Annotated in this window: 22 protein-coding genes; 15 read left to right on the top strand and 7 right to left on the bottom strand. The window is 73.2% G+C overall.

What is annotated here, in order from left to right; translation table 11 throughout:
- Window positions 1-42: 42 nt before the first annotated feature.
- Genes NV263_RS18600 through NV263_RS18590 form a run of 3 tightly spaced genes read right to left on the bottom strand, consistent with a single transcriptional unit; the run spans window position 43 to window position 2,470 of the window.
- Entirely contained in the window at window positions 43-477 is a 435-nt protein-coding gene (locus NV263_RS18600) for a type II 3-dehydroquinate dehydratase (RefSeq protein WP_263247620.1), read from the bottom strand.
- Window positions 478-525: 48 nt separating this feature from the next.
- Window positions 526-1,284 (bottom strand): TylF/MycF family methyltransferase, encoded by a 759-nt coding sequence (locus NV263_RS18595; protein ID WP_263247619.1) that lies wholly within the window; start codon window positions 1,282-1,284, stop codon window positions 526-528.
- A gap of 31 nt (window positions 1,285-1,315) precedes the next feature.
- On the bottom strand, window positions 1,316-2,470 hold the full coding sequence (locus NV263_RS18590) for a cytochrome P450 (RefSeq protein WP_263247618.1): 1,155 nt from the start codon (window positions 2,468-2,470) through the stop codon (window positions 1,316-1,318).
- Between the two features lie 157 nt (window positions 2,471-2,627).
- Between NV263_RS18590 and NV263_RS18585 the strand changes: the two genes are divergently transcribed.
- On the top strand, window positions 2,628-4,109 hold the full coding sequence (locus tag NV263_RS18585; protein ID WP_263247617.1) for an aldehyde dehydrogenase family protein: 1,482 nt from the start codon (window positions 2,628-2,630) through the stop codon (window positions 4,107-4,109).
- Between the two features lie 164 nt (window positions 4,110-4,273).
- Here NV263_RS18585 and NV263_RS18580 read toward each other — a convergent pair whose 3' ends face one another.
- On the bottom strand, window positions 4,274-5,656 hold the full coding sequence (locus NV263_RS18580) for an alkaline phosphatase family protein (protein WP_263247616.1): 1,383 nt from the start codon (window positions 5,654-5,656) through the stop codon (window positions 4,274-4,276).
- A 173-nt stretch (window positions 5,657-5,829) separates the two neighbouring features.
- Between NV263_RS18580 and NV263_RS18575 the strand changes: the two genes are divergently transcribed.
- Genes NV263_RS18575 through NV263_RS18550 form a run of 6 tightly spaced genes read left to right on the top strand, consistent with a single transcriptional unit; the run spans window position 5,830 to window position 13,220 of the window.
- Complete coding sequence (locus tag NV263_RS18575; RefSeq protein WP_263247615.1) at window positions 5,830-7,377, top strand: alkaline phosphatase family protein; 1,548 nt, start codon at window positions 5,830-5,832, stop codon at window positions 7,375-7,377.
- 34 nt (window positions 7,378-7,411) lie between these two features.
- On the top strand, window positions 7,412-7,672 hold the full coding sequence (locus tag NV263_RS18570) for an acyl carrier protein (RefSeq protein ID WP_263247614.1): 261 nt from the start codon (window positions 7,412-7,414) through the stop codon (window positions 7,670-7,672).
- Between the two features lie 12 nt (window positions 7,673-7,684).
- Entirely contained in the window at window positions 7,685-9,007 is a 1,323-nt protein-coding gene (locus NV263_RS18565) for a nucleotide pyrophosphatase/phosphodiesterase family protein (protein WP_263247613.1), read from the top strand.
- A 13-nt stretch (window positions 9,008-9,020) separates the two neighbouring features.
- Window positions 9,021-10,370: an alkaline phosphatase family protein gene (locus tag NV263_RS18560; protein ID WP_263247612.1), complete on the top strand. Its 1,350-nt coding sequence runs from the start codon at window positions 9,021-9,023 to the stop codon at window positions 10,368-10,370.
- Window position 10,371: 1 nt separating this feature from the next.
- The gene (locus NV263_RS18555) at window positions 10,372-12,201 is read left to right on the top strand and encodes a B12-binding domain-containing radical SAM protein (protein ID WP_263247611.1); all 1,830 of its coding nucleotides are present in this window, start codon (window positions 10,372-10,374) and stop codon (window positions 12,199-12,201) included.
- Between the two features lie 5 nt (window positions 12,202-12,206).
- Complete coding sequence (locus NV263_RS18550; protein WP_263247609.1) at window positions 12,207-13,220, top strand: DUF4346 domain-containing protein; 1,014 nt, start codon at window positions 12,207-12,209, stop codon at window positions 13,218-13,220.
- On the opposite strand, the gene NV263_RS18545 is transcribed toward NV263_RS18550, so the two are convergent.
- Window positions 13,214-13,666: a hypothetical protein gene (locus NV263_RS18545; protein WP_263247608.1), complete on the bottom strand. Its 453-nt coding sequence runs from the start codon at window positions 13,664-13,666 to the stop codon at window positions 13,214-13,216. The genes NV263_RS18550 and NV263_RS18545 overlap by 7 nt on opposite strands.
- Window positions 13,663-14,430: a phytanoyl-CoA dioxygenase family protein gene (locus NV263_RS18540; protein ID WP_263247606.1), complete on the bottom strand. Its 768-nt coding sequence runs from the start codon at window positions 14,428-14,430 to the stop codon at window positions 13,663-13,665. Before NV263_RS18540 ends, NV263_RS18545 begins: the two co-directional genes overlap by 4 nt.
- 68 nt (window positions 14,431-14,498) lie before the next feature.
- Between NV263_RS18540 and NV263_RS18535 the strand changes: the two genes are divergently transcribed.
- Entirely contained in the window at window positions 14,499-15,275 is a 777-nt protein-coding gene (locus NV263_RS18535; RefSeq protein WP_263247605.1) for an LLM class F420-dependent oxidoreductase, read from the top strand.
- On the opposite strand, the gene NV263_RS18530 is transcribed toward NV263_RS18535, so the two are convergent.
- A complete protein-coding gene (locus NV263_RS18530) occupies window positions 15,265-16,104 on the bottom strand; it encodes an LLM class flavin-dependent oxidoreductase (RefSeq protein ID WP_263247604.1) in 840 nt (279 codons plus the stop codon). The genes NV263_RS18535 and NV263_RS18530 overlap by 11 nt on opposite strands.
- 132 nt (window positions 16,105-16,236) lie before the next feature.
- On the opposite strand from NV263_RS18530, the gene NV263_RS18525 reads away from it, so the two are divergent.
- The 7 genes from NV263_RS18525 to NV263_RS18495 all read left to right on the top strand — a co-directional run bounded on the left by NV263_RS18525 (window position 16,237) and on the right by NV263_RS18495 (window position 24,269).
- Window positions 16,237-17,397: a DegT/DnrJ/EryC1/StrS family aminotransferase gene (locus NV263_RS18525; RefSeq protein WP_263247603.1), complete on the top strand. Its 1,161-nt coding sequence runs from the start codon at window positions 16,237-16,239 to the stop codon at window positions 17,395-17,397.
- Window positions 17,394-18,278 carry a glycosyltransferase family 2 protein gene (locus NV263_RS18520; RefSeq protein WP_263247602.1) on the top strand — a complete coding sequence of 295 codons (885 nt, stop codon included), beginning with the start codon at window positions 17,394-17,396 and terminating at the stop codon, window positions 18,276-18,278. Before NV263_RS18525 ends, NV263_RS18520 begins: the two co-directional genes overlap by 4 nt.
- Window positions 18,275-19,003 carry a PIG-L deacetylase family protein gene (locus tag NV263_RS18515; RefSeq protein ID WP_263247601.1) on the top strand — a complete coding sequence of 243 codons (729 nt, stop codon included), beginning with the start codon at window positions 18,275-18,277 and terminating at the stop codon, window positions 19,001-19,003. The genes NV263_RS18520 and NV263_RS18515 overlap by 4 nt, the downstream gene beginning before the upstream one ends.
- An 80-nt stretch (window positions 19,004-19,083) precedes the next feature.
- On the top strand, window positions 19,084-20,184 hold the full coding sequence (locus NV263_RS18510) for a radical SAM protein (RefSeq protein WP_263247600.1): 1,101 nt from the start codon (window positions 19,084-19,086) through the stop codon (window positions 20,182-20,184).
- Window positions 20,162-22,417, top strand: coding sequence for a class I adenylate-forming enzyme family protein (locus NV263_RS18505; RefSeq protein ID WP_263247599.1), 2,256 nt, complete (start codon window positions 20,162-20,164; stop codon window positions 22,415-22,417). The genes NV263_RS18510 and NV263_RS18505 overlap by 23 nt, the downstream gene beginning before the upstream one ends.
- On the top strand, window positions 22,417-23,202 hold the full coding sequence (locus NV263_RS18500; protein ID WP_263247598.1) for an SDR family oxidoreductase: 786 nt from the start codon (window positions 22,417-22,419) through the stop codon (window positions 23,200-23,202). Before NV263_RS18505 ends, NV263_RS18500 begins: the two co-directional genes overlap by 1 nt.
- Window positions 23,202-24,269 (top strand): Gfo/Idh/MocA family protein, encoded by a 1,068-nt coding sequence (locus tag NV263_RS18495; protein ID WP_263247597.1) that lies wholly within the window; start codon window positions 23,202-23,204, stop codon window positions 24,267-24,269. Before NV263_RS18500 ends, NV263_RS18495 begins: the two co-directional genes overlap by 1 nt.
- Window position 24,270: the final 1 nt, after the last annotated feature.

Here is a 24,270-nt window from a genome sequence, read left to right as displayed (position 1 = left end):
TGCGAGTCCGTTCGCCACCGGCACCGCCGCGAGGAGCGCTTCCTAGTCGGCGACGAGGTCCAGCAGGGCGCGCGCGGCCAGCCGGTAGCCCGCCGGTCCGAGACCGGCGATGAGGCCGGTGGCCAGCGGCGCGAGGACGGACTCGTGCCGGAAGCGCTCGCGGGCCCACACGTTGGACAGGTGCACCTCGATCCACGGGTGCGGGTAGTTCGCCAGCGCGTCGCGCAGGCTCCAGCCCGCGATCATCAGGGCCCCCGGGTTCACGATCGCCCCGACCGTGTCGTCGCCGTCGTGGACCGCGCCGACCAGTGCGCCCTCGCAGTCGCGCTGGACCGGGCGGACCGACCAGCCCCGCGGCGCGACCTCGGCGGACACCAGTGCCTCGATGTCGGCCAGCGTCGCGGTGCCGTAGACCTCGGGTTCGCGTCTGCCCAGGATTCCCAGGTTCGGTCCGTTCAGCAGGAGCAGTTCTCGCAACGCCCCACCTCGCTCGGTCGGGCCGCGTGCGCGGACGCGGCGGTCGGATCAGCGCGCGCGGCGCCAGAACACGCTGTAGTCGTCGATCGGTACCAGCGGCTCGTCGATGCGCGCGGCTGCGCGGAATTCCTCCAGCGCCGCACGGCAGGCGGGAAGGCTGTAGTCGTCCACGATGACGAACCCGCCCACCGACACCCTGGGGTACAGGGCGCGCAGCGCGTCCGTCGTGGAGCTGTGCAGGTCGCCGTCCAGGCGGAGCACGGCGACCCGCTCGATCGGTGCGGCGGGCAGCGTTTCGGAGAACCAGCCGGGCAGGAACCGGACCTGGTCGTCGAGCAGGTCGTAGCGCTCGAAGTTCGCCCGCACCTCCTCGACGGGAACGCCGAGGACGTCGTTGAAGCGGTGCAGCCCCATCTCCCGGTCCAGCCGGTGCCCGTCGTCGCCGGGATCCGGCAGCCCCCGGAAGGAATCCGCCAGCCACACGCGGCGGTCGGTGACCCCGTGGGCTTTGAGGACCCCACGCGCCAGGACGCACACCCCGCCCCGCCACACGCCGGTCTCGACGAAGTCGCCCGCGACGTCGTCGGCGAGGACGCGTTCCAGGCACTCGCGCACGTTCCGCAGCCGCTTGAGGCCGACCATGGTGTGCGCCTGGCTCGGCCAGTCCACGCCGTTCTCCCGCAGCTGCTGGTCGAAAACCGCCTCGGGGACCCAGCCGCTCGGGACCGGAGCGTCCCGGTAGATCGTGTTGGCCACCACCTTCGTCAGCAGCTCCAGGTACAGCTCCCGGGTGGTCGGTTCGTCCATGGTTCCTCCCGACGGTCGCGGCCGAAGCGGTTCACCACTCGACCGGCAGGGACCGCACCCCGAGCGGGAGCAGGTCCGCGGTGTGCACCACCTCGTCCACCGGCACTGCGAGCCGCAGGTCCGGGAACGCGGCCACGAGGCTGCCGAACGTCGTCGTGAACAACGCCCGGACGAACGCGGCTCCCGGGCACGCGTGGGCACCGGCCCCGAAGGACACGTGCGGGTTGGGACGGCGCCCGAGGTCCAGGTGCTGCGGCGCGTCGAACACGGCCGGGTCCTGGCAGGCCGCGGCGACCAGCGGCATCACGAGCTGTCCGGCTTCCAGCCGGGTTCCGGACAGTTCGACGTCCTCCGCGGCCACCCGCAGCAGCCCGTCGTTGCCCGACGGGTAGCGGCGCAGCAGTTCCTCCACGGCCGTCGCCGGGTCGGCGCGCATCCGCTCGAACGAGCCCGGCGTGCCCAGCAGTGCGAAGGCGTGGCGGGACAGCGCGTTGCGGTTGCCGATGTGCGCCGAGACGAGGAGACCCGACACGACCAGCGCGGCCTCATCGTCCGGCAGGCCCCGGGACGGTTCCGCGGGGGCGACGAGCGCCGACGCCAGGTCGTCCCCCGGCGAGCGGCGGCGGTCGGCGACGAGTTCGGCCAACGCCGCGTCGAGCTCCTGCCGGGCGGTGTGCGCCGCGTCGGCGTCGCCGCCGACCACGTCCTCGACCCACCCGGCGAGCCGTTCGGCCGCCGAGACGTCGAACCCCGCGAGTTCGCAGGTGGTGCGCGCGGCGAGCGGGGCGGCGAAGCCGGCGACGAAATCCGCCGGGCGCGGCAGCGCGGCGAACGCGCTGATCGCGTCGTCGACGGCCCGGGTCAGCCGGGGTCCCCACGCGCGGACCTGGTCCTCGCCGAGCGCCCGGTCCAGCGGCTCGCGCAAGTGGGCGTGCTCGGGCGGGTCCAGGTCGAGCACCCCGGTGCTCTGGCAGCGCCCGAAGCCGGTTCCGGGCAGCGCCGCCGCCCGCGCGCGGCTGAAGCGCGGGTCGGTGAGCACCGCGACCACGTCGGCGTACCGGGTCACCAACCGGATCCGGGTTCCGTCCGGCAGTTCCACCTCGGCCACCGGATCCGTCTCCCGCAGTTCGGCGAATTCGGTGGGAACGGTTCCGCGCGGCCCGGCCGGAAAGGGGAAAGTCAGCATGTCGGCGTCCTCGATTCGTGGTCACCGGGAATTGCTCCCGATGCTCGCAGGCGAATATCGCGCGGCGCCAGATCCGGGGGTTCGATTCCGGAGCGGACGTGGCACCGTGTCGCGGAGAACTCCTCAATTCCCCGCTGATCCGGTGGGAGGAATCGCCGTGGACGCCCATTCGATGTACATCGCCGGAGAACCGGTCGGCGCCGCCGACGGCGCGACGTTCACCTCGTACGAACCGGCCACCGGCCGCGTGCTCGCCGAACTGCCGCGCGGCGGGCCCGCCGAAGTGGACCGGGCCCTGGCGGCGGCCCGGCGCGCCTTCGACGACGGGCCCTGGCCCCGGATGTCCGGAGCCGAACGCGCCGCCCTGCTCGACGCCGTCGCCGCCCGGCTCGGCGAGCACGCCGACAGGCTGGCGCGGTGGGAAGTCCGCGACGGCGGCACGACGGTCCGCAAGGCGCGGGCGCTGGACCTGCCCGCCGCGCGGGCCGCGTTCGAGTGGAGTGCGTGGTGGGCGCGGGAGCTGGCCGACACCGACACCGACGGGGCGGGAACCCACCTCCGCCGCCACCCGGTGGGGGTCGTCGCCGAGATCGTGCCCTGGAACTTCCCGCTGCTGCTCGCGGCGTGGCGGATGGCTCCGGCCCTCGCGGCGGGCAACACCTGCGTCGTCAAACCCGCGTCGTTCACCAGCGTCACGGCGTGCGAACTGGTCCGGCTCGTGCACGAAGCCGGGATCCCGCCCGGGGTGGTGAACCTGGTGCTGGGACCCGGCGGCGTGGTCGGGGAGCAGCTGGTCGGCGATGCCCGCGTGGACCTGGCGTCGTTCACCGGGTCGAACGAGGTGGGCGAACAGGTGGCGCTCGCGGCGGCGCGCCGGGGCACCCGCGCCCGGCTCGCCCTCGGCGGCAAGTCCGCGAACCTGGTGCTCGCGGATGCCGACCTGGACCGCGCGGTGTCCGGCGTCCTGTGGAGCATCTACCTGCACAACGGGCAGGTGTGCACGGCCGGGTCCCGCGCGCTGGTGCACCGCGGCCTGCTGCCCGACTTCCTCGCGCTGCTGCGCGAGAAGGCCGCCGGACTCGCGCTCGGCGACCCGCTCGATCCCGCCACCGACCTCGGACCGCTGGTGTCGCGCCAACAGGTGCGCACCGTCGCCCGGCACGTCCGCACGAGTCTGGAGCGGGGTGCGGGCCTGCTGTGGGGCGGCTGCCGACCCGATCCCGCGGAGTTGCCACCGGACCTGGACGCCAAGGCGTACTACCGGCCCACCGCGATCCTCGACGAGGACGGCCGGAACCCGGTATCGCGGGAGGAGATCTTCGGCCCGGTGCTCGCGGTGACCCCGGTGGAGTCGGACGAGCACGCCCTCGCGCTGGCCAACGACTCGCACTACCGGCTCGCCGGCGCGGTGTGGTCGACCGATGCGGAACGGGCGTGGCAGGTCGCCGACCGGGTGCGCGCCGAGACGGTGTGGGTCAACGACTACCGCACGGTCGACGTGACCGGCCCCGACCCGGGACGGGTGCCCTCCCGGTGGGACGCGTTCGCCAACGACCTGGACACCTACCGCACCACCCGGCGAGTGCGGGTGTGGCCCGCGGACCACGACAACCCGCACCGCGAAGTGCTCGGCGGCTGACGCGTCTTCGGACGCCGCAGCTGGGCACACATCAGGAGGGGCTTCCGCAGTCGATGTGACGTGGCGCGTCAGCGCCTCCGTGGGGGGCGGTGGTCGGGCGACGGGCGGGCCGGTGAGGTTCCGCTACCGGCACCGCCTCGCACAACGAGTTCGAAGACAGGCTCTCAGCGCACCACCGCACCCCGGTGGTGCGGGCTGGTGGGGAGCCCGAGCAACGAGTGGAGGGTGGGGGCCACGTCGTAGAGCGAGAGGCCGTCGCGCGGGCCGGGGTCGAGTTCGGTCCCCGCGAGCAGGAAGACGCCCTGCTCGGCGTGGTTGGCGTGGTCGGGGCCGGTGTCGTTGTCGACGGTGAACAGCCCCTCGCCCAGGCCCAGCGTGGCCAGCGCCCGCCAGCGCAGGTCGCCGAGGTAGACGATGAGGTCCGGCGCGATGCCGTTGACCACCGGGTAGAGCTCCGCGGCGCGCATCGCCCGGTTGCCCATCGGCTTCCCGTCCGGGCCGGTCTGCTGCTCCAGGGCGCGGGCGAGGGAGTCGAGGACCGCGTCGTACTCGGCGGCGGGCACGGTGCCGTCGGGTTCGCGCCCCTCGACGTTGAGGAACACCCGCCCGTAGTAGCCGCCTTCGGCCCACGCGGTCGTCCGGTGCCAGTCCACGTCGGCCGCGGTCACCGGCGTCGGGCCCCGCGGCTCGGTGCGCAGCACCAGCAACCCCTGTTCGCGCAGCCATTCGTTGAGGCGGAAACCGCCCGTCATGGGCTGGCCCCCGTGGTCGGAGACGACCAGCACGGCCGCGTCGTCGGGCACGTCCGCCAGCAGTCCCGCGAGATGCCGGTCGAGGGCGCGGTAGTAGTCGCGGAACGCGTGCCGGTACGGCCCGCCGGGGACGTGGCGCGGGTGCGCGGGATCGCAGTACTTCCAGAACCCGTGGTGCAGCCGGTCCGGCCCCATGTCGACGAACCCGAAGAAATCCCAGTCGTAGCGGCGCATGAGGTGGCGGGCCACCGCGAAGCGCTGCTCGGTCATGTCGAAGACGCGTTGCAGCACGCGTTCCCGCTCGTGCGACCGGAAGTTCTCCACGTCGAGGATGTAACCGCCGGTGAGCCGGTGCAGTTCCGCGGCCAGGCCGGGCGGGTGCGTGTAGTCGGAGTCGGTCGACGGGGACAGGAAGCACCCGACCATGCAGCCGTTCACCGGTGACGGCGGATACGTGCCGGGCACGCCCAGGACAGCGCTCGGGCGTCCCTGGCGGGTGAGCACGTCCCACACGCGGGGCACCGCGATGTCGCGGGAGCTGGCGAACCCGAGCGGGCCGTAACCGTGGTCGCGCCGGTCGCGGAACCCGTACACGCCCAGGTCCCCGGGTGTCCGGCCGGACATCATGCACGCCCAGGCGGGCATCGTGATCGGCGGGACGACGCTGCGCATCGGTCCCCACACCGCCGCGGCCCGCAAGGCGGTGAGCGTCGGCATCTCCTCGGCGTAGGTGTCGAACAACAACTGCGGCGTCGCGCAGTCGAGCCCGATCATCACGACTCGCGTGGGTTTCATGGACAATTCCTCCCCTGGAATCGCCGGGTGGGCTGCCGGTGACATTAGGATCGGTTTCTTCCGGCGCGCAATCGAGTCCGTTGACTGCTGCGCGAGCCGGCGACCATACTCCGGCCAGGAATGCTTTTTCGTTTTTCCGGTCGGCGATTTCCGCGCGACCGAGGGGAGTGGCCATGTCCGGAACGCGGTTGTCCCCGCGTGCGCTCGTCATCGGAATCGACGGCGGTGGATTCGACGTGGTCGATCCGCTCGTCGAACGCGGAATGCTGCCGAACATCGGCGGTGTGCTGCGGCGCGCCGCCTCGGCGGTCACCGAGACCACCTGGCCGGCGCACACCGCGCCCGGGTGGAGCACGCTGGTCACCGCCAGCGATCCGGGCCGCCACGGCATCTACCAGTTCTTCGACACCCAGGACCCGGACTACGGCGCCACCATCACCACGGCGGACCGGCTGGGCCGCTCCTCGGCGTGGGACTGGCTCGCCGCCCAGGGGCACACCCTCGGCCTGGTGAACATCCCGATGTCGCACCCGCCCCGCGCACTGCCCGGGTACCAGGTGACCTGGCCGCTGACGCGGACCGCGCACTACTGCCACCCGCGGACCCTGCTCGGCGAACTGGCGCGCGGCGGCGCGCCGTTCCGGTCGGACCTGGCCACGATGTTCCGCGGCGACCTGGGCTACCTCGACGAGGCCGAGCGCAACGTCGCGGCGCGGGCGCGGTCCATGTCCTACCTGCTGCGCCACCACCCCACCGATGTCGCGATGGTGGTGTTCACCGAGGTCGATCGGGTCGGCCACCACTACTGGCACTTCTGCGACGACGCGCACCCCCGGTACGAGCCCGCGCCCGACGGGTCGGGGTGGGAGCGCGCGCTCACCCGCATCTACCAGGCGGTCGACGCGGCGATCGGCGAGCTGCTCGCCCTCGTCGACTCCGACACCGCGGTGGTGCTCGTCTCCGACCACGGCCTCGGACTCGGCCGGTACGGCTTCGCCGTGCACGAGCTGCTGGAACAGGCCGGTCTGCTGCGGACCCGACCGGCGACCGGCGCGTCCGGCGCGGCCAGCTGGTTCACCGGCGGCGGCCGCGAGGTCGACTTCGAGAACACCCGCGTGTACCAGCCGGTCCCGGGCAGCTACGGGCTCAACGTCAACCTGCGCGGTCGGCAGCGCCGCGGTGCGGTCCGGGAGTCCGAACGCCGTGCCGTGCTGGACGAGGTGGCCGATCTGCTGCGGGGCGTGGCGGTTCCGGGCGGCGGGCGGCTGGTCCGCGAGGTGCTGCCGCGCGAGGACGCCTACCCCGGACCGCACGTGTCCGCCGCCCCGGACCTGCTGTTGGTTCCCGCGGACGAAAGCGTCCTCGTGGGACCCGAACTCGGCCAGGGGCTCTGGCATCCGAGCGCGCAGACCGGATTGCACCGCCACGCCGGGATGTGGGCGCACGCGTCGCCGAACGCGCGGCCCGGACGGCTCGCCGAACCGGTCCGCCTGACCTCGGTGATCCCGACCCTGCTGACCGACCTCGGGGCCGGTTGGCCGTCCACGGTGCCCGGGACGCCGGTGACCGCGGCACTGGCGTCCGATGTGGACGTTCCGGGGCCGCGACCGGAGCTGGAGCGCGCGGAGGAGGCGTCCGGCCCGGTCGCGCCCGCGCCCACCGGCCCGGCCGAGGAGGACGAGTACACCCGCCGGCGGCTACGGGAAATGGGCTACGTCTGAGCCGGCCGCCCCATCGGAGGAGGAGTTCGCGGAGATGGACGAAACCAAGGACAGGCTGCGAAAAGTGCTCGTGGAGTCCCTCGACCTGCACCTCGATCCCGCCGCGGTCCCGGACCGCGACCTGGTCGACCGGTTGGGGCTGGATTCCATCAACACCATCGAGTTCCTGATCTGGGTGGAAAGCGAGTTCGGCGTCGAGATCGCCGACGAGGACCTGTCCGTCGACCTCATCGACGACCTGGACCGGCTGGCCGAGTACGTGCGGTCCCGGCTGGCCCAGGGCGCCGGGAAATGACGCGGGATCGGCATGGCTACCAGATCCAGGGTCATCGTCGTCATCACCGAGGGGGCGACACCGGAACTGCTGGACCGGTGGACCGCCCAGGGGCGCCTGCCGAACTTCGCGCGGCTGTTCGCGGCGGGCACGCGCGGCGCCCTCGACGCCGAGGGCGTCCCGTACGAACCGCCTGGCCTGCTCAGCCTGCTCACCGGGCACCGAGCCGGTGACCACGGGTTCTTCTCCTACTGGACGTGCCACGATCCCGAGTACCACCCGCAGGTGCTCAGCGGCGAGCACCGCAGGCAACCGCTGCTGTGGCAGCTGCCGGAGCTGGCGGGGCTGAAGTTCGCGTCGATCGGGCTGTTCGGCACCCACCCCGTCGAGCCGTTGGACGGGTGGCTGATCAGCTATCCGATGTACCCCACGCTGCGGGCCTGCCACCCGCCGCGGTTGCAGCGCGACCTCGCGGCGCGGGGAATCCGGATCGCGCACGACGCGTCGATCTGGTGGCGCGGGCAGGCGAAGGCGGACATCCTCCCGATGCTGCTCGAAGCCGACCGCCGGCGGGGCCAGGCCGCCATGCGGCTCTACGCGGACGGCGCCGACGCGGTGCTGGTGAACCTCACCGCGATCGACCGGAGCTCGCACATCTTCTGGCAGGAGCTGGAACTCGGCGAGGACGGCGTCGAGTCCTCGGCGATCCTCGCCGCGTACCAGGCCGCCGACCGGGTCATCGGCGACGCGCTCGACAACGCCGACGAGCGCACCGCCGTGCTGGCGTTCTCCGAGATCGGGTTCGGCCCGCTGCGGGCGTACTGCGCGGTCAACGACGACCTCGCCGCGGCCGGGCTGCTCACCGCGTCGCACGGCGGTGCGGTCGACTGGGGTTCGACGCTGGCGTTCGAGGCGGTGCAGGGGACCCACGGCGTCAACCTGAACGTGCGCGGCCGGTACAAGCACGGGGCGATCGCGCCCGAGGACTACGAACGGGTGCGCGCCGACGTGGTCGCCGCGCTGCGCGAGGTGCTCAACCCGCGCACCGGGCTGCCGATGTTCGCCGCGGTCCGCCCGCGCGAGGAGGTCCACCGGGGCGACGCGGTCCGGGCGGCGCCGGACCTCGTGCTCGAACCCGCCGACTGGCGGTACCTGCCGCTGGGGGACCAGCGCTGGGCGAACCACGTGCACCGCACGTGGCAGAGCGGTTGGCACCGCCGCCGTTCCTACTGGGCGCTCGCCGGTGCCCCGGCCGCGCCGCGCACGGCAGGCACCGTCGACGTCGCGGCGACCGTGGTCGACCTGCTCGGGCGGGAGAAGCCCGCCCGGTTCGCCGGAAGTTCGCTGGTGCGATGACGGACGGAGGAGCATGAGCGGGCGCACGCTGGTCATCGGCCTGGACGGGATGCCGAAGTCGCTGTTGGAGGAGTTGGCGGCGGGGGGAGTGGTGCCCCGCCTCGCCGAGGTGCTCGCCGGTTCCGGCCGCGCCGAGTTGCTGGCACCGGTGCCGGAGATCAGCTCGACGTCGTGGGCGACCTTCCTCACCGGCGTCAACCCGGCCCGGCACGGCATCTTCGGCTTCGTCGACCTGGTCCCGGGCGAGTACCGCACGTACTTCCCCAACGCCGGGCACCTGCGAGCCCCGGCGCTGTGGGAGCACGCGGCCGACGATGGCTTGACGACGGTGTGCCTCAACGTCCCCGGCACCTACCCGGCGCCGGACATCCGGGGCACGGTGGTGTCCGGGTTCGTCGCGCCGCGGCTGGACCGGGCCGTGCGGCCGCAACGGCTGGTGGCACCGCTGCGGCGGGCGGGGTACGAACTCGACGTCGAGATCGGTGACGTCGCGGCCGACCCGGCGGGCTTCCTCGGCCGCGTGCACCGGTCGCTGCGGGCCCGCACCCGGGCCTTCCGGTTCCTGCTGGCGGAACGGCCGTGGGACCTGGCGGTGGCGGTGTTCACCGAGACCGACCGGTTCCAGCACTTCCTGTGGAACCGCGTCCAGGGCGGTCCGGCACCCGAGGCCCTGGACTTCTACCGCAGCGTGGACGCGGCCGTCGGACAGCTGCTGGACTCCGTGCCGGACGTGACGCCGTTCCTGGTCAGCGACCACGGTTTCGGCCCGGCGCACTGCCAGTTCCACGTCAACGCGTGGTTGCGCGAACAGGGCCTGCTCGCCGGTCTCGACACCTGCCCGAAACTGTCCGCTGTGGACTCGGCCAGCCGGGTCTTCGCGCTCGACCCGGCACGGTTCTACGTGCACCGCGAGGACCGGTTCCCGCGTGGCGCTGTCGGCGACGCCGAAGCGGACGAGCTCGTCGAGCTGCTCGCCGCGCGACTGCGCGCGCTGCGCTGGTCGGGTTCCGAAGTGGGGCCGCACGTCGACGGCCCGCCGCTGCTCGACGGCGTGCACCTGCGCGAAAAGGTCTACGCCGGCCCGCACCTGGACGAGGCGCCGGACCTGGTGGCGGTCCCGGCGCGGGGTGTGCAGCTGCGCGGGTCCTTCACGTCGCGGTCGGTCACCGCACCCGACGTGCTCACCGGCACCCACACCCGGGACGACGCGGTGTTCACCGTCCCCGGGGCGGTGCGGGTGCCGCGGGTCGGGATGGCCGACGCCGCGGCGACCGTCCTCGCCGCGGCCGGTGTCCGCGTCGCGGGTCTCGACGGCGCGGACGTCGCCCGCGGACGCAGCCAGCCAACGGAGTGGGGAGGATAGCGTGGACACCGCGCTCAAGCTGGACCCCGTCAGGCGCAAGCCGGGGCACTTCGACATCGAGCTGGATCCGCGGATCGCCGACCCCGCGGCGACGCGGATCAGCTTCCTGGTCCTGTTGGACGGCGACATGGTGATGTCGCCGGAGCACCTCGGGGTCGCCTACATGGCCGCGGTGCTGCGGTCGGTCGGGTTCACCGTGGAGATCCGCGAAATCCCGCACGGTGCCGAGGAATCCGCGATCGAGGCGATCGCCGGGTTCGGACCGCACCTGGCGTGCTTCACCCTGATGAGCCTGAACGTGCACAGCTGCCGCGCGGTCAGCGCGCTGCTGCGCGACCGGCTGCCGGACGCGCTCGTGGTCTGCGGCGGGCCGGCGGGCACCTTCGCCGGGCACGAGGTGCTGGACAACGATCCGAACGTCGACGTCGTCGCGGTGGGCGAGGGCGAACCGACGATCCTCGACCTCGCCCAGCGGGTCGCCCTCGGTGAACCGGTGTCCGGCTGCCCCGGGATCTTCCACCGGGACGCCGACGGCGCGGTGGTCCGCAACCCGCCGCGGCCGGTGATCCACGACCTCGACGCACTGCCGTTCCCCGCTCGGGACCAGTTGGAGCAGCACGGCAACAAGCTGGAGTACGTGCGCGTCAGCACCTCGCGCGGCTGCGTCGCCCAGTGCACCTTCTGCTCCGCCCCGCACCTGAAGAACCGCGTGCAGGCGGGCAAACCGTGGCGGGCCCGCAGCCCGGAGAACGTCGTCGACGAGGTCGAACACCTCGTGCGCACCTACGGCTTCCGCACGTTCGACTTCATCGACTCGACCTTCGAGGACCCCGATGGCGGCAGGGTCGGCAAGAAGCGGATCGCGACGATCGCCCAGGGCATCCTCGACCGCGGGCTGGACGTCTACTACAACGTGTGCATGCGGGCGGAGAACTGGAAGGACACGCCCGCCGACCACGATCTGATGGACCTGCTCGTGCGCTCGGGCCTGGAGAAGGTCAACGTCGGCATCGAGTCGGGAGTGCCCGAGGAACTGCTGCTGTGGGACAAGCGGGCGACCGTCGAGGACAACGCGACGATCATCCGGATGCTCCGCGAGCACGGCATCTACCTCGCGATGGGGTTCATCCCGTTCCACCCGTACGCCACAGTGGACACGATCGTGCGCAACGCGGAGTTCCTGCGCGACAACTCGGGACACAACCTGCGCCGGATGACCGAGCGGCTGGAGATCTACCCCGGGACGCGGATCGTGCAGAAGATGGAAGCCGACGGCCTGCTCGACGACAGCTACCGAGACACCCTCGACCCGTACGGCTACGTCTTCCGGGACGAGCGGGTCGAACTGCTGGCCAAGCACTACGCCTCGCTGTACAACAACGACGACTACCACGAGCGCGGCGTGATCACCGAGCAGTCCGCGGTTTTCGAGTTCGAGACGTTCAACGTGGTGGTGCAGACCTACATCTCGCGGATCTACCGGCGTTTCCACCACATCCCGGGGGTGACCGAACAGCTGGAGTCGTTCAAGAGCTGGTTGCACGAGCTGCGGCAGCGGATGGGGAGGTTCAACTTCGACTTCTTCATGTCCAATCTGGACGGAGTGCTCGGCGGGACGCTCGACGCGGACGAGCGGCGCAGGCAGGTCGTCGAGATCGACGAGTTCTTCCGCGCGCGCATCAGGCGGATCAAGAGCGAGCAGCTGCGGCTGAGCAAGTCGCTGCACCGGATCGGCGTCTCCGTCGCCGAAATCGCCTCCACGTTGCCCGATCAGCGTCCCGGCGGCCTGCCGCGCGTCTACACCGGGGAGGGAGCTGGTCCCGTATGGTGACCGACGTGCCCGCGGTCGTCGGCGTGTGCACCCTCGGGTCGACCGAGCTGGCCGTCCGGCTGCGCGCCGCGCCCGGTGTGGCGGTCGCCGCTCCGCTGCGCACCGCCAACCTGGGCGTCGAGGAGCTGGTGCGCTCCGTGCTGAACCACCCGTCGATCCGGGTGCTGCTGGTCTGCGGTCCCGACTCGCGCCTGTTCCGCCAGGGCCAGAGCCTCGTCGCGCTGGTGCGCTCCGGGGTGGCCGGGCCGCGGCAGCGGATCGTGGGCGCCGTCGGGTACCGCCCGCAGCTGCCCGGACTCCGGTCGTCCGATGTGGACTCGTTTCGGAGGCGGGTGCGCCTGGTGGACCTGCGCGAGGTCACCGACCCGGCGGTGCTGGAGCCGCGGATCGCCGAGGTCGCCGCCGGATGCGGTGCCCGGACGCCCGATGTCGCGCCGATCGCCGGACCGCGCTTCCGCCGGCTGCGGCCCGGGGGGCGACGTCGGCCGATCGCGTCCGCGGGCGAGGGGTTCTTCGTGGTGTCGCTAGACCGCGGGCGGCGCGACGTGGTCCTCCGGCACTACCGGGACGACTTCACCGCCGGGCACGAGATCCGCGGCAGGCGGGCGGAATCCGTGCTGCTGGGCGTGGTCGGCGCCGGTCTCGTCCGCGACCCCGGCCACGCCGGGTACCTGGGCGCGGAACTGGCCAAGGCCGAGACGGCGCTGCGGCTGGAACTCGACTACTGCCAGGACATCCCGCTGCGCCGACCGACAGGAGAGGAGTCGACGATGCCGGGAACGGGGTCGTTGGAGGAATTCACCCGCCGGATCGGCGCGCTGCTGGGCGCGGACGGCCCGGAACTGCACCCGGACCGGCCGCTGGGTGAGCAGGTCGGGGTGGACTCGGTGCGGCTGATCGAACTGGCCATCGTGCTGGAGCAGGAGTACGGCCTCGACCTGGCCGACGACGTCGACCTCCGCCGGACGACCCCGGCCGAACTCCACCGCTGCGCTTCCGGCCGTCGGCCGGTTCAGTAGGGCCAGACCCGCAGCTCCTCCTGGAGCAGCAGCGCGACCGCTCGCGACGGGCGGCCGTGCGGTGGCGGTTCGGCGCCGCCCAGCACGCGGACCACGAAGTCGCCGGTGGTCACCGCGCGCCAGCCCGCCATCTCGCGGGCGGGGGACCGCCCGGCCAGCGCGACGACCGGGCAGTCGAGCCCACCGGAGGGCGGGGCGGGGCAGTCGCAGACGAGCAGCGCGCAGGGCGCGCGGCCCGCCGCGGTGCGGCGCTCGGCCACGGCGAGCGCCGTGACCGCCTGGTCGTGCGCGCCGAACAGGGCCAACGGCAGGTCGTCCGCGCCCGGGTCCGCCGCGGTCCGCACGGTGACGTGCGGAGCGAGGATCCGGGCCCACGGCGCCAGGACGTCGTCCGGCGTTGCGGGCGGGACCGCGCAGGCGAGCCGGACCGCGGGCACACCGCTCACGGCAGCCCGTCCAACATCCCCAGGGACAGGTAGTTCTCCCAGCCGAGCAGCCGGCGCATCCGCGGGGTGGCGCGGTCGAGCACGGCCGGGTCGAGCCCGACGAAGAAGTTCTGCTGCTGCCGGACGTAACCCCGGCAGTAGTAGTTGAGGATGCCCCGCCGGTACTGGCCTTCGGTGGTGTTCTCGCCCGTCTGGTGCCACAACCTGCCGTCGAAGACCATCACCGACCCCGCCGGGGCGCACACCGGGACGGTGGGGTGGTTGCCCTCGCCCCCCAGGTAGTCGGGCTGGCGCCCCCACCGGTGGCTGCCGGGCACGATCCGCGTCGCGCCGTTGTCCGGGGTGAAGTCGTCGAGCATCCACATGCTGTTGGCCACCAGCGCGTACGGCGGCCACGGCGCCCGGCAGAACGTCTGGTCCGCGTGCAGGTACATCGACGCCCCGCCGGGGCCCGCGATGTTGGCGTGCGTGCTGGACAGCAGGAAGTTGTACCCGAGCACCTCCTCCATGAGCCGCAGCACGGTCGGCTCCTGAACCAGCTCCTCGAACTCGATTCCCTTGTTGAGGAGGCTGAAAACGCGTTGGTTGTCGCCGTCGTAGATGTAGCCGGTGCCGTCCTCGCGTTCCTGGCTCCGCACTTGTTCGAGCCGGTCGCGCAGGGCGCGGAATCGCGATTCTTCGAGAGGGCATTCGAGGAGGCAGTAACCGTGTTCGGTGAGATCGTGCGCGGCTTTCTCCGGGTCATCGGTGAGTTCTGCTGGCATAATTCGAGGCTAGCACCGGAAAATCAGTTCCGGAATTGTTCGTCCGCCGTTGTCGGAGGAATTCAGAGATGCGCGCTGACCGATCGTTCGACGTCGGGGTGTGGCTGGCGCCGCAGCACACCACCGTGGACCGCCTGCGCGACGCCTGGCGGGCAGCCGATGCCGAGGGCGTGGACTCGCTGTGGCTGTGGGACCACTTCTTCCCGCTCACCGGCGATCCGGACGGGACGCACTTCGAGGCGTGGACGTTGCTCGCCGCGATGGCCGCCGACACCCGGACGGCGACCATCGGACCGCTCGTCACCAACTACGAGTTCCGCAATCCCGACCTGCTCGCCGACATGGCGCGGACCGTCGACCACCTCTGCGGCGGCAGGCTGGTCCTGGGGCTCGGCGCCGGGTGGGTCGAGCGCGACTGCGCCGAGTACGGCTACCGGTTCCGGCCCGCGCCGGAACGGGTCGCGGGCCTGGAGGACGCCGTCCGGCGCGTGCGGGCGCGGCTCGACGTGCTGAACCCGCCGCCACGGGGAGACCTGCCGCTGCTCATCGGCGGCGACGGCCGCCGGATCCTGCTGCGGCTCGTCGCCCAGCACGCCGACCGGTGGAACACCATGGCCTGGAAGTTCGTCGAGAGCAGTCGCCACCTCGACGCGTGGTGCGCGCGGGTCGGCCGGGAGCCCGGCACCCTGCGCCGCAGTGCCTTCATCACCGAGCCCGACCAGCTCGACCTGCTCGACGACCTGCTGCGCGCCGGTGCCGACGAAGTCGTCGTCCAGCTCCGCGACCCGTTCGACATGGCGCCGGTGCGCACGCTGCTGGCGCGCTCGCGCCGCGCTACAGCGTGACGTCGGCGAGCCGGTCGACCTGCGCGGGGTCGCCGACGGTGGGGTGGAACACCACCTCGTCCACCCCGCAGTCGGCGAACGCGCGCAGCGCCGCGCGGATCGACGCCGCATCGCGCGGGGTGTCGCGCACGAAGTCCTCGGCCGCCGGCCCGAGCACCGCGAAGTAGTCGCGGACGAACGCGTCGGCGGCCTCCGCGACGTCGGCGCCGAGCGCGAACCGCAGCAGCATGACGATGCGGGGCCGACCAGGGCGGCCGGCGCGCGACCACGCCTTGCGCACGCGGTCGGCCAGCTCGCTCGTCCGGTCCGGGGTGAGCCCCGGCGCGGTCCAGCCGTCCGCCCAGCGCGCCGCGCGTTCGGCCGCGGCCGCGGTGACGCCGCCGACGAGCACCGGGACGTGGCCGCGCACCGGCCGCGGGCCGACGGTCCCGGCCGCCCACAGCTCGCGCAGCGCGGCGATGTCGCGGTCGAACCGGGCCACCCGGTCGGTGAAGTCGCGGTCGGCGGCGTCGAAGTCGTCCGCGCGCACGCCCGGAGCGAGCCCGAGGGTGAACCGGCCCCCGGAGAGCTGGTCCAGCCCGGCGGCCTGCTTCGCCAGCTCCACCGGGGCGCGCAGCGGGGCGATGAGCACGTTGCTGAGCAGGCCGATCCGGGACGTGCGGCCCGCCGCGGCGGCCAGCGCGGACACCGGGTCGTAGCCCGGGTAGACGAGGCGGTCGGTCGCGGCGAGCGAGGAGAACCCGCGTTCCTCGGCGCGCACCGCCCATTCGAGCAACGCGGTTCCGGGAGTGCCCGGAATCATGTTCGGCAAAGCCACGGAGATGTCCATGGAACCGGAGCTTCCGTCCGGGGTTCGCCGAATGTCAACGTCGTCGTGGAAATCCGCGGGAACGCCTCTCGACAACCTGTCGGGAACGACGTGAGACTGGTCGGAAAAACGCCCGGACCGAAAAGGGGAGCCATGAGCGCTCGTGCGGAACTGGAATTTCCCGCCTGGCCGCAGTTCGACGACGCCGAACGCGCGGGTCTGCTGCGGGCGTTGGAACAGGGCCAGTGGTGGCGCGTCGGCGGCGCGGAGGTGACCGCCTTCGAGGAGGAGTTCGCCCGCCACCACGGCGCGCGCCGGGCGCTGGCGGTCACCAACGGCACGCACGCCCTCCAGCTCGCGCTGGAGGTGCTCGGCCTGGCTCCCGGCGAGGAGGTGCTGGTGCCCGCGTTCACCTTCATCTCCTCGTCGTTGGCGGTGCAGCTGGCCGGGGGCGTGCCGGTGCCGGTGGACGTCGATCCGGACACCTACTGCATGTCGCCGGACGCCGCCTCCGCCGCCGTCACCGACCGCACCCGGGTCATCATGCCCGTGCACATGGCGGGACAAGTGTCCGATGTGGACGCGTTGGGCAAGGTCGCCGCGGACGCGGGCGTGCTGGTGCTCCAGGACGCCGCGCACGCGCACGGCGCGCGGTGGCGGGGCCGCCGGATCGGTGAACTGGAAGGACCCGCGGCGTTCAGCTTCCAGAACGGCAAGCTGATGACGGCGGGCGAGGGTGGCGCGGTGCTGTTCGACGACGACGCGATGTGGGAGGAGGCGTTCGTCCGGCACAGCTGCGGCAGACCGCGCACCGACCGCCACTACCGGCATCGCACCTCGGGCTCGAACTTCCGGATGGGCGAGTTCGCCGCGAGCGTGCTGCGCGCCCAACTCGCCCGGTTGGAGGAACAGATCTCGGTGCGCGAGCAGCGCTGGGCGGTGCTGCGCGGACTGCTGTCCGCGATCCCCGGGGTGCGACCGCAGGGGGCGGACGAGCGGTGCGACCGCAACCCGCACTACATGGCGATGTTCCGGGTGCCGGGGCTGGGCGAGCAGCAGCGCGACGAACTGGTCGACCGGCTGGTCGGGGCGGGGCTGCCCGCGTTCGTCGGGTTCCGCGCGGTGCACCGCACCGAAGGGTTCTGGCGGGCCGCCGCACCGGCGCTGTCCGCGGACGAACTCGCCGAGCGGTGCCCCAACAGCGAGCGGCTCAGCCGCGACTGCGTCTGGCTGCACCACCGGGTGCTGCTCGGCTCCGAGGAGCAGATGCACGCGGTCGCGGCGCTGGTGGCCGAGGAGGTCGGGCGGCTGTGACCGCGCCGCACGTCAGCGTCGTCGTCCCCACCCGCGACAAAGCCCCGCGACTGGCGCTGACCCTGGCGTGCCTGGCCGAGCAGCGGGACGCCCCGGCGACGGAGGTCGTGCTGGTCGACGACGGGTGCACCGACGACACCCGCGCCGTCGCCGCCGCCGCGCCGCTGCCGGTCGTGGTCGTGCGCGGCGCGGAGCGCGGCCGTGCCGCGGCCCGCAACGCCGGCGCCGCCGCGGCGGCGGGCGAGCACCTGGTCTTCCTCGACGACGACGTCCTCGTCGGGTCCGGTTTCGTCGCCGCGCACGTGGCGGCGGCGGGGCCGGACCGGTTCGTCCACGGTGGACTCCGGGAGCTGCCGTCGGCCGAGCGGTTGCTCGCCGAACTCGACGGCGCGAGCGCGCAGCAGGTGCGGGAACGCCGGGACGCCCTGCTGGCCGGGACCGCCGGGCGGCGGCACCGGCTGGTCGCCAACGCGCTGGAGCGCGCCGTGGCGGCGATGGCCGACGGCACGCTGCCCGACGTGGCACCGTGGCTCGGCTGCGTCGGGGCGAACGTGTCGATGTCGCGGGGAACGTGGCGTGCGGCAGGGGGTTTCGACGAGGCGTACGGGCTGGGCTGGGGGTGCGAGGACATCGAGCTGGGCATGCGGTTGCACCGCATGGGCGTGCGCCGCGTCGTCACCGCGGAGGCGGCGGGCATCCACCTGAGCCACCGCAGACCCGACCGCTGGCAGCAGCACGACCGCAACTTCCGGCGGCTGCGGTCGTCGTACCCGGTCCCGTCGGTCGAGGCGCTGCCGGAACTGCTCGGCCCGACCGGTGATCCGCGCCGCTACGCGGCGGCCGTGCGCGAAGCCGAGCGCACCGGGGCCCGGCCGCGATGACGCGCGCGCACGTGGTGCTCGCACCGCACGCCGACGACGCGGTCTGGTCGGTGGGCGGCCGGATCGCGGAGTGGGTGGGCCGCGGGGAGCGGGTCACCGTCGTCACCGCCTTCGACGGTGCCGGACCGGTGCCGGCGCAGGGCTGGCGGGCCGTCGCCGAGCCGCGGCTGCGGCGGCGGGAGAACGCGGCGGCGCTGCGGCTGCTGGGAACGCGGGCGGTGTCGGCCGGTCTGCCCGAAGCGGCGTTGCGCGGTGACGACGGCGCGCCGCGCTACCGCACGCCGCGCGCGGTGCTCGGGCCGGTGCACGAACGGGACCGCGCGTTGCCTGGCGTGCTCGCCGACGCGGTGCGGGAGCAGGTGGCCGGCGCGCTGCTGCACGTGCCGCTGGCGGCCGGGCACCACGTCGACCACGTGCTCACCCGGCGCGCGGCCGAACTCCTCGACGACGTGCGGATCGCGTACTACGAGGACTTCCCGTACCGACTGCGCGCGCGGGACCATCGTGGACTGCGCGGCGAGCGGGTACCCGTCGAGGTGGGAACCTGGCTGCGCGCGGCCCGCGAGTACCGCAGCCAGATCGCCGCGCTGTTCGGATCCACAGTGGACTTCGAGGGCGAATTGCTCGCGCGGGCGCGGGATCGGGCGGTCGGCACCGGGTGGCGGTACGCGGACCGCTTCTGGTTCCGTCCCGGGAAATCGCCGATTTTCGGGAAGAGCACGTGAAAAGCTCCGTTGCGGTGTTCTCGACGGCCGCCCTACGCTGGTGGCCCGGCGCGAATTCCGCTGTGGCGGAAGGGGAGATCATGGCGCGGAAACTCCTCGGCAACGACCTGGTGATCAACGAGGATTCCTGCAACCTCAGCTGCACCTACTGCCTGACCGGTCAGAGCAACCTCAAGGAGGGGCACCGGCTCAAGCTCATCTTCGACCCGCCGAAGCGCGACACCTACGCCGCCGGGACCGAACTCGCCGAGCGCGTGGACACCGTCTCCGAGCGGGTGCGCACCCGCTTCTCCGTTCCGCTGCTCAAGGTCACCGGCGGGGAGATCTTCCTGGTGCGCGGCATCATGGACTTCCTCGCCCGGGAGGCGCCGAAGTACGAGGTCGTCGTGGTGCAGACCAACGGCATGCTGGTCGGCGAGGACCACCTGGAGCGGCTGCGCGGCATGGGCAACGTCGTGTTGCAGGTGTCGCTGGACAGCCACCTGCACCGCGGGAACAGCTACCGGGTGGACAAGCCGGAACTGCACGCCAAGCTGATCCGCGCGATCACCCGGATCCTGGACAGCGGGATCGCCTGCGAGATCTACGGCGTCCTCAACGACCGCAGCGTGTTGGACCTGCCGGAGTTCGCCGCATGGCTCGGCGGTTTCCGGGATCCGCCGATGTACTTCCCGTTCCCGGTGCGCGGTCCCGATTCGGAGCGATTCGCCGTCCGGCCGGACCAGGTGCGCCACATCGAGGACTTCGTCGGCCGCTACGACGAGTTCGCCGCCGTGCTGCCGCCGAAGGCGTACTTCGAGCGGCTGCTGTCGTTCTACCGCGCCGGGCGGCGGACGTTCCGCTGCCACCTGCCGAGGCTGGTGGTGTCGACCTTCAGCGACGGGGTGGTCACCCCGTGCCCCAACATCTGGTTCAGCGACATGGGCACGATCGTCGAGGACACCTGGCGCGACACCCTCGACAAGGTCGGCCACACCGGGCTCTACCAGGCGCTGCTGGCGGAACGGCCCCGGCTGACGGCGTGCCACGGCTGCTTCACGCCGTGGGACACGCTGTCGATGTACTTCGACGACGAGATCACCCTCGACGAGCTGTGCGCGGCCCCGACGTACTCCCCCGAGCCGATCCGCCGGATGCTGGCCGACGCGAAGCAGGACTATGTGCGCGGCAACGGGCGCTGAGCGCGCGGCCCCGGACTCGCTGCTGGGCCGACTGCGGGCGCTGCCCGCGGATCGGCGGATCACCGCACAACGTTCGGCCGGTCGGCTGGTCGCGGATGTCGAGGCACTGGCCCGGGAACTCGACGTCGTGCCCGGTGAGCCGATCGCCTTCCGCGCACCCAACGGCGAGCCCTGGATCGTGGGGCTGCTCGCGCTGCTCGCGGCCGGGGCGAGCCCGCTGCTGGTGAGCCCGGACGCCCCGCGGCGCGAGCGGGACCGGCTGCTCGCCGCGGCCGGGGGCGGTCGCGAGCTCGTCGCCGACGACGGGTTCCGCCTGGACGGGGCGGCCGGACGCGGCGGCGAACCCGCCGTGCTGCTGACCACCTCGGGCTCCACCGGCGAACCGAAACTGCTGGCGCGCACCGAGGAATCGCTCGTCGCCGAAGGTCTGCGCTTCGAGAGCGCGGTCGGCCTGCACGGGCTCGACCGGTTGGTGCTGCCGCTGCCGCTCAGCCACGCCTACGCGCTGGGCTGGCTGGCGGCGGCCCTGGTGACCGGAACGGAGGTGCGCGCGCACCCGCCGTCGTCGCTGGCGGCGGTCGAACGCGAACTCGCCGACGGTGCGACGATCATCGCGCTGGTGCCGACGCTCGCCCGGCTGCTCGCGCTGCGCAGGCGGCGACGCGGCGGGCGCCCGTCGCCGGCTCCCGGTCTGCGGTTGGCCATGGTCGGCGCCGGTCCGGTGGACGAACGGCTGGACGAGGAGTTCCGGGCCGCCTACGGGCTGTCCACCGGGCGCAACTACGGCTCCACCGAGACCGGAGCGCTGTTCGCCGGGCTCGGCGACCTGCCACCGCTGTGCGTCGGGGCGCCGATGCCGGGCGTGCGGTTCCGCGTCCTCGACGACGGGGCGCCCTGCCCACCGGGCCGGGAAGGGCGGCTGGAGGTCCGGGTGGACGACACCCGGCCGTGGCACGACACCGGGGACCTGGCCGTCGCCGACGAACTCGGCCGCGTCCGGATCCTCGGGCGCACGCACGGGGCGGTGCGCAAGGGCGGCCGGTGGATCTCGCCGCTGGAAGTGGAAGCGGTGCTGCGCGAGGCGCCGGGCGTGTCCGACGCGCACGTGCGCTCCCGCACCGGTCGGTACGCCGACGAGGAACTGCTGATCGCCGATGTCGCCGCCGGTCCCGAGGTGGACGAGGCGGACGTGCTCGCGCACGCCCGGACCCACCTGTCCGGGTACAAGGTGCCGGACCGGGTGCACCTGCACCGGGCGTTCGCCCGGGACCGCGCGGGCAAGCGCTCGTACCGGCAGCCCCGCTACCGCCTCGCGGGCGCAGCGGCGCTGGAGGCGATGCGGTCGTACCGGCGTTCCGAGCTGCTGTTCGCGCTCGACGACCTGGACCTGCTGGAACCGCTGCGGTGCGGCGCCGATCTGGACGAGCTGAGCGGGGACCGGGGGCTGCCGGCCGAGCAGGTGGCCTGGCTGCTGGACATCGCCGCCGCGCTCGGGTTGGTCACGACCGGCGACGCGCGGCCGGCGCCGGGGCTGCCCGAGCTGCTGCGGCTGGAACGGGAGCTGTCCCGGACGTGGCTGACCCGGGAGTCGATCGCCGAGGCGGTGCGGGCCGGACGTCGCCCCCGGCCGTTCGACGTCGCCGGCCCGGGTGGGGAACTGCTCGACGCGTACCCGGCGGCCATGCACGGCGCGCACGTCGCCGGGCGGACCCGGCTCGGCGTCCGGTTGCTCGGTGAGCACGCGCGCGGCCGCGTGCTGGAAGTCTCCGCCGGGCCGGGCCGCTACCTGAGCGCGGTGCTCACCGCCCATCCGCGGGCCCGCGGCCACCTGCTGCCGCTCGGCCCGCTCGCCGGTCCGACCGAATCCTGCGTGGAGGGTGCGATCCGGTGCGGCGCGGTCGAATCGGGCGGGCACCCGCCGCCTGGGGAGTTCGACGCCGTGGTGGTCGCCAACGGCATCCACGGACCGGCGCCCGGCGCGGACGTCGACTGGCTGCTGAGCAGGCTCGTGCCCGGCGGCGTCCTGCTGGTCGACGACGTCTTCCTGCCCGAGGACGGCGGAATCGGCGCCGAACTCGGCCTGGACTGGCTCACCCACGGCGGCACCGCGTGGCCCCGGGCCGCGCAGCTGCACGCCGCGATCACCGACGCCGGCGGCTCGGTCGTGCGGGAGGTCCGGACCCCTCCGCCGGACTGCCGGCTGATCCTCGTCGAACGGGAGGGAACCCGCTGATGGCAGTGCTGACCGACCACGCGGCGCACCTGGCCGCGCGCTACGGGCTCAACGACCGGGTCGCGCTCGTCAGCGGCGCGTCCGGCACCATCGGCGCGGCCTGCGCGCGGGACCTGGCCCGTTCGGGGGCGAGGATCCTCGCCGGGTACCACCGCAACGAGGCCGCCGCGCGCAAGCTGACCGACGAGATCGCGGCGGAGGGCGGGACGTGCGTGCCCGTCGGCGTCGACCTGAGCACCCCCACCGGCCCCGACCGGCTGGCCCGGCGGGCGCTCGACGAGTTCGGGCGCATCGACATCTGCGTCGCGGTGGCAGGAGTGCGGTCCCGGCGGCCGGTCGTCGCCACCGGCGCCGAGGAGCTGGCGCACCTGACCGCCGCCAACTTCCACAGCGCCGTCTCGCTGGCCAAGGCTTGCCTGCGGCCGATGATGCGCGCCCGGTTCGGCAGGATCATCGTGTTCGGGTCCACCGCCGGGAGCAACGGGCTCAGCGGCCACAGCGCCTACGCCGGGACCAAGGCGGCGCTGCACGCGTGGGCGTCCTCGGCGGCCGGTGAGGTCGGGGGACGCGACATCACGATCAACGCCGTCGCGCCCGGCGCGGTCCGCGACGACGACATGGACTTCCACAGCGAGGCCGAACGCGATCTGGTGCTGCGGTTCATCGGAGCGGGGCGGTTCGGCGAACCCGAGGAGATCGCGTCGGTGGTGTCGTTCCTGGCCGCGCCCGCGGCCAGCTACGTCAACGGGGCGACCGTGCCGGTGCACGGAGGAGCGAGGTTCTGATGTCCGAACGGAAATCGCCGGTCCGGCTCGCGGTGCTCGGGCTGGGCTGGGTGGGCGGCCGGGTCTGGCTGCCGATGCTGCTGGACAACCCCGACTTCGAGGTGGTGGCGCTGCTCGACCCGAACCGGGAGGCGCTTCAGGCGGCGCGCGCGCTGTTCCCGACCGTGCGGCCGCACGCCGACCCCGACGACCTCGATCCGTCCGAAGTGGACCTCGCCGTGGTCGCGGTGCCCAACCACCTGCACACGACCATCGCGACCCAGCTGCTGCGCCGCGGCATCTCGACCTTCGTCGAGAAGCCGGTCTGCCTCACCGGCGCCGAGGCGGCCGAACTCGCCGCCGCCGAGCGCGCCGGTGGGGCGACCGTGCTCGCCGGCAGCGCGGCCTGGCACCGGGCCGACGTCAAGGCGCTGCGCGCCCAGCTCGACGGGCTGGGCGAGCTCCGCGCGGTCGAGCTGTCCTGGGTGCGGTCCAAGGGGATCCCGGGTGGCAGTTGGTTCACCAACCGGACGCTGGCCGGTGGTGGCGCGCTGTTCGACGTGGGCTGGCACCTGGTGAACATCGGCATGCGGATGCTGTCCTGGCCGCGGGTGTCCCAGGTGTGCGGCTCGGTGTCGGCGGACTTCGTCGGCCGCGACGGTTTCGGCGCCGACTGGCGCTCCGCCGCCAGCGGGGACACCACGTGCGGCGCCGGTGTCGAGGACACCGCTCGCGCCTGCCTGGTCACCGAGGACGGCGTCCTCGTCTGGCTGCACGTGGCCTGGGCCTCGCACACCGAGGTCGACCGCACCCGGATCGCGGTGGAGGGATCCGCGGGTCGGGCGGAACTGGAGTGCACCTTCGGGTTCAGCACGAACCGGCTGTCCGGCTCCCGGCTCGTGGTGCACCGCAACGGGCGGCAGGAGCGGATTCCGGTGCCCGCGGAGGAGGTCGGTGCGGAGTACCGGCGGCAGCTCGGGCTGCTGCCCACCCTGCTCGCCGATCCCGGGCAACCCGGCGCGGCGACCGCGGAGGCCGCCAGGACCGTGGCCCTCGTGGACCGGATCTACCGGTCGGCGAGGGGCTGAC

Origin of the sequence: Saccharopolyspora rosea, from assembly GCF_025643595.1 — a bacterium.
In the GTDB taxonomy this organism is placed as follows: Bacteria; Actinomycetota; Actinomycetes; order Mycobacteriales; family Pseudonocardiaceae; genus Saccharopolyspora; species Saccharopolyspora rosea.
This window is presented reverse-complemented; position numbering and strand designations above follow the sequence as displayed.